The organism is Marinobacter sp. UBA2498 (assembly GCF_002341575.1).
GTDB lineage: Bacteria > Pseudomonadota > Gammaproteobacteria > Pseudomonadales > Oleiphilaceae > Marinobacter > Marinobacter manganoxydans.
The window spans coordinates 5524-10950 of the sequence record NZ_DDOI01000083.1; the positions used below are offsets into that span (position 1 = coordinate 5524).

The 5427-nt window shown below is 59.3% G+C and carries 5 protein-coding genes; all 5 read right to left on the reverse strand.

The genetic code is table 11. The features are described 5' to 3' along the window. The coding region (locus B2W52_RS11485; protein WP_286803130.1) for a ZIP family metal transporter at nucleotides 1-500 on the reverse strand (500 nt) is incomplete at its 3' end. A 35-nt stretch (nucleotides 501-535) separates the two neighbouring features. Next, complete coding sequence (locus B2W52_RS11490; protein ID WP_053114949.1) at nucleotides 536-1402, reverse strand: universal stress protein; 867 nt, start codon at nucleotides 1400-1402, stop codon at nucleotides 536-538. Further along, nucleotides 1395-3794 (reverse strand): Lon protease family protein, encoded by a 2400-nt coding sequence (locus tag B2W52_RS11495; RefSeq protein ID WP_273070997.1) that lies wholly within the window; start codon nucleotides 3792-3794, stop codon nucleotides 1395-1397. Before B2W52_RS11495 ends, B2W52_RS11490 begins: the two co-directional genes overlap by 8 nt. 132 nt (nucleotides 3795-3926) lie before the next feature. Then, complete coding sequence (locus tag B2W52_RS11500; protein WP_008172084.1) at nucleotides 3927-5018, reverse strand: sulfate/molybdate ABC transporter ATP-binding protein; 1092 nt, start codon at nucleotides 5016-5018, stop codon at nucleotides 3927-3929. Nucleotides 5019-5027: 9 nt separating this feature from the next. Next, a partial coding sequence (locus B2W52_RS11505; RefSeq protein WP_286803134.1) for an ABC transporter permease subunit occupies nucleotides 5028-5427 on the reverse strand: 400 nt, incomplete at its 5' end.

A 5427-nucleotide genomic window follows, 5' to 3' on the forward strand; every position in this document is an offset into this window, starting at 1 on the left:
AGGCTACTCATAAAGACCAGCGTCTTTCGGGAGCTGTGGCCTTTCAGGTAAAGCAACTCCCGATAGGCGTTGAACCCTTCCGGCAAGTTCTGCAAGGCAATGAGTAACGCCATGAGCAGCGCAATCTCGGTGTTCACCACGGCGAGCCCGCCCAGCGCGGCAGCTTCCGGAATAAAATCCAGCATCACACCCAGGAGCTGCGGAGATTCACGGCGTTTCAAACCGAGAACCCGCTCTATCAGGAAGAATATGAGCCCGCCCGCAAGAATAGCCGGAATCGCAAGAAGGGATCCTCCCATGCTGGATCGGCCTTCCGGAATAAAAACCACAGCGACCGCGCCAAGCAGGATGCCGCCACCGAGCGCGATCACGAAATGGCGAAACTCCTGCTCCAGCCAATTGGGTCGGATCCGTTCAAAGCTGGCGAGCAGTCCGCCCAGTGGAATGCAGGCGCCGGCAAGGACGGTCAGTCCAACAATGGAGAGAACATCTATAAACATCAGCTAATCAAGACCTATGGAGCAACCGATGGGATTCAGGGCGTGACCGTGACGGGAAGGTTCAGGGCCACCAACAATCGCTCTGCGCCGGGCTCCTGGAGCAGTGTGCATTCCCGGCTTAGCACCAGCTCTACCGCCCTTTCCTGTCGTAGAATTCCGGCCACAACAGCCGGATCCGTTGATGGCAGAGACCTTACACGAAGCTCCGATTCCTGAATACCCAGGTCCTGCGCGACGCCTTTAAGATCGTCGGCTGAGACCGTCGAGTCAGCGCCCAACAGTAGTGTCACGGGCCGGTGGGAATGACGAACCACCTCAGCGGTTGCCTGGACAGCGCGGCCGTTAGCGCCATGATGGTCATTGAGAAACACCACAACCCTGCCCAAAGGTTCGGCCCGACTTTCACACCAGAGCAAGACCCTTCCCCGGGAACGACGAACCAGCCCTTTTGCCGTCGAGCCCAAGCGCGCACCGGGCTCGGAGGACCAACCAACGCGGCCCAGCACCAGAAGATCCTGAGGGCCGGCGAGCGCCAGCACCTCATCAATCACATGGCCCCGGGCGACACTCAGGGATTGCCTGCCACCGTATGACGCGACGGCACCTGCAAGAGCACGGCGGGCCTCGCTCGCCAACCTTTGCATGCGCTGTTCAACGTCGCCAGCAGCCAGGGGGCGGCTGATACCGGACGAACCGCCCACTTCGCGGGCAAAACCATAGCCGGCGCTTCGCAGCTGATTCAGCTCCTCAACAAACACACCGAGCACATCGGCACCGGTATTCGCGGCAATCCCGACCGCAGCCTGCAAGGCGGCGTAACTCATCCTGGAACCATCGAGAAGTACCAGTACACGACCGGTTGTGGTGCGGGGATCAGCCTGGTCTGCTGGCCTATCAGTCACGATCCTTGCCTCCGCTGCTGTTCGCTTCTCCGTTCTCGTCCCGTTTCTTGCTGGCCTCCGCGAACTTCTCCAGGCGTTCGGCAACCCGGTGATTGAAGCTGTTCTCGGGGAACTCGCCATTACTATCCGGTTCTCCGGGCTCAAGACCGGTTAGCAGCTCAATTGCCTCATTGATGCTTGAAATCGGATAGATCCGGAACCGGTCTTCAGTGATCGCCTTCCTTACATCGGCTCTCAGCATCAAATGTTCAACATTGCTTGCGGGCAGCAGAACGCCCTGCCCGCGGACATCGCCGGCCCCCTTGCAGACATCGAAAAAGCCTTCGATCTTCTCGTTCACGCCACCCACAGCCTGAACTTCACCATGCTGGTTCATGGACCCTGTCACCGCGAAGGATTGTTTGAGTGGGACTCGGGAAATGGCAGACAGCAACACACAGGTTTCTGCCACCGAAGCGGAATCGCCCTCGACACCACCGTAGGATTGCTCGAAGGCCAGGCTCGCCGAAAGCGACAGTTCACCATCGCCTGCATACCGGCTCGCCAGGAATCGGGACAATATCATCACGGCCTTACTATGAATGGGGCCGCCGAGTTTGGCCTCCCGCTCGATATCCACCACCTGCCCCTTACCGGGACGGGCCGTGGCGGTAATCCGGGTAGGCTGCCCGAACATCGACGCCCCAAGCCTGAGCACCGAAAGACCATTTACCTGAGCTACCTCCTCGCCAGTAGTGGCTATCATCACCACACCCCGGCTGATTTGCTCGCGACTTCGTTCCCGGACCCGGCTGGCCCGGTATTCCCGTTCATCAATGGCCTGCTGGAGATGGCTGGCTTCAACAGTATCGGCCCCGGCCTGTCCCGCCCAGTGGTCTGCCTCGCTCAGAATGTCGCGGAGCACCCGGTCGTGGGCGGTCAGTTTGCGCTGGTCTGCTGCCAACCGGCTGGCATGTTCAATCAGCCGGGCCACGGCGCTTCGCTCCAGCGGTCGCATTTTCAGGCCCCGGGCCATGGTGGCGATCATGCGCGCGTAGAGTTCATAGCATTCTTCATTGCGGTCCAGGTCGTCCTCGAAATCCACTTCTACTTTGAACAGGTCCAGAAAGTCGGGATCATAGTGGGACAGCAGGTAATAGAGCATCCGGTCCCCGAGCAGAACCACCTTGACCGACACCGGAATGGGCTCCGGCTGCAGGCTGACGGTACTCACCAATCCATAGAGCCGATCCAGGGACTCGATGCGGATTTCGCCTGAAGACAGGATCCTCTTGAGGCTTTCCCAGGCCATCGGCTGGGTTAGCACCCGGCGGGCGTCAATGATCAGATAGCCGCCGTTGGCACGGTGCATGGAACCACCGCGAATCAGCGTGAAGTCGGTATAGAGATTGCCTTGCCGGGCCCGATGTTCGATTTGCCCCGCCAGGTGTTGATGATTGGGCAGATCCTCATAGATGACCGGCGCGCCTACGGTTTCGGCATTATCCACCAACAAGTTGACCTTATAACGGGCCAGCAGCCCTGCCGGTGGCCCGTTATCGCCGTCCTGAAAGGCTTCGGCATGCTCCACCACGTCTTCGCGGACCGCATCCAGATAGTCCACAATATCCGGGAGGTGGGACCACTTTCCCCTGAGTTCCCCGATCGGGCCGCCGAGTGTCAGCTGGACCATCTCTTCATTCAGAGCGTGGACGCGCTCCCGAACTTCTTTCCGCATCCTGGGAATCTGCTGGATGGTCTGCTGCAGCTTCTTCTGAAGCTCCTCAACCTTGGATTCAACCAGTTGTTTCTCTTCATCCGAAAAGTTCTTGTATTCCTCGGGATCGATCACCTCACCCTTGCGCATGGGGGCAAAGGTAAAACCGGCTGGCGTTGTGATCATGGCAATGTTGTTGCGGTTGGCCTCTTCCTGGATCTCGAACAGGCCCTGGTGCTGCCGCTTGGCCATTTCTTCCTGCAGCTCCTGCAAGCGGGCCTGGTATTCCTCGCTTTCAAAAGCCGCCGGAATGGCCGTGCGAAGCTCTTCTGCCAGCTCACTCATGTCTTTCTTGAATTGCTGCCCCTGCCCCGCTGGCAGCTGGATTGCGCCCGGCCGATCTGAAAAGCGGAAGTTATAGACATGGCACCAATCTGGAGGAACCGGTTGCCTAGCTGCATTCAGGGAAAGAAAGCGTTCGACAAGTTCGTGTTTACCTGCCCCGGAGGGTCCGAGGACAAAGAGATTAAAACCCTCTGCCCGAATACCGCCGCCAAATTCCAGCGCTCGCAAAACCCGGTCCTGACCGTAGGGTTGATCCAGGTCTTGCAGGTCATCGGTGGTTACGAAATCCAGCTTGTTTTCCGGACAAACGTGGTAGACCTGGTCTCCGGTTAAGGGGGTGGGTAGTGGCATTACATCCTCCTGATGGTTTCCACCCGAAGGTGGAGTACGCCGATTACGTCGAACGAGTAATCCGGGGGCAACGCCCCCTCATCAGGAAACTATAGATTATGGCTGGGGCCCTGCTCCAACAATCGGGGGGCCCTAACGCCACTCGAGGGTCTTGGGCTCCACCGCATGTTCACAGAACAGATGCCCGACATCCGGCACCGCAAAGCAGCGGTCGCCCCGCTGGGGCTGGCGGGCGTTGAACTCAGTATGGCTGATGCCAACCTCCCACAACTCTTCACACTCCCACCCATCGGGCTTGAGTTCGATCCGCACTTCCGCACCAATCAGGTTGATGGCCTCTATGCGAAATGGCAGGTGGGCCTGATCACTGGCAGCCTGAGTCAGCCGCACCTCGTGGGGCCGCAGATAGAGCTGGGCGTCGTCGTTTTCACAGCCTTCGGGCAAGCGAATCCAGGCGTCGCCCTGGCTCATGACGCCGTCGCGGACCTTGCCGGACAACACATTCACCTGGCCCAGAAATTCGAACACAAAGCGACTGTCCGGGCGGCCATAAAGCTCCAAGGGCGTATCAACCTGTTCAATCCGGCCATTGCTCATCACCACCACCTGGTCGGAGAGCTCCAGGGCCTCCTCCTGATCGTGGGTCACGAAAACACTGGTGAAATGCAGCTCGTCATGGAGGCTGCGCAGCCAGCGGCGAAGGTCTTTTCGCACCTTGGCATCAAGCGCTCCGAAGGGCTCATCCAGCAGAAGAATCTCCGGGCGCATGGCCATGGCCCGCGCCAGGGCGATGCGTTGCTTCTGCCCACCTGAAAGCTGCGCGGGGTAGCGGTCGGCCAGGTGTTCCAGCTGCACCATTTCCAGCAGGTCTTTTACCCGCTTGCGGATCTCGGGCTTGCCGGGACGCTCCTTGCGCGGAAGCACATTGAGGCCAAAGGCCACGTTCTCGGCCACTGTCATGTGACGAAACAACGCATAGTGCTGGAACACAAACCCCACACGCCGGTCCCGCACATGCAGATCGGTCACATCCTTGCCGCTGAACCGGATTCGGCCCTCTTCGGGAGTTTCCAGGCCGGCAATGATCCGCAGCAGCGTGGTCTTGCCCGAACCGGAAGGGCCCAGCAATGCCGTGAGCTGGCCATCCGGAATGGTCAGATTGATGTCATGCAGGGCCTGGAACTTGTCGAAAAACTTGTTGATACCCTGTATCTCGATGCTCATTGGAAACCCTTAGTTACGACTCTGACGCCATTCAACGATGGCCTTGACGACAAGCGTGATCAGCGCAATACCTGCTAGCAGCGAAGAAGCTGCAAAAGCGCCCACGGTGTTGTAATCCTGGTAAAGCAGCTCTACCTGCAACGGCAGCGTATTGGTCTCGCCCCGGATGTTGCCCGAGACCACCGACACGGCACCGAACTCGCCTACAGCCCGGGCGTTGGTGAGGATCACGCCGTAAAGGAGCGCCCAGCGGATATTCGGGAAGGTCACCCGCCGGAACAGCTGCCAGCCGGACGCGCCCAGCACCACGCCGGCCTCTTCCTCTTCCCGACCCTGTTGCTGCATCAGCGGGATCAGTTCTCTGGCCACAAACGGACAGGTCACAAATACGGTAACCATCACGATGCCC

Coding starts and splice junctions, on each gene's coding strand:
- B2W52_RS11495 (WP_273070997.1), bottom strand. CDS start 3,794: ATGCCACTACCCACCCCCTTAACCGGAGACCAGGTCTACCACGTTTGT.
- B2W52_RS11500 (WP_008172084.1), bottom strand. CDS start 5,018: ATGAGCATCGAGATACAGGGTATCAACAAGTTTTTCGACAAGTTCCAG.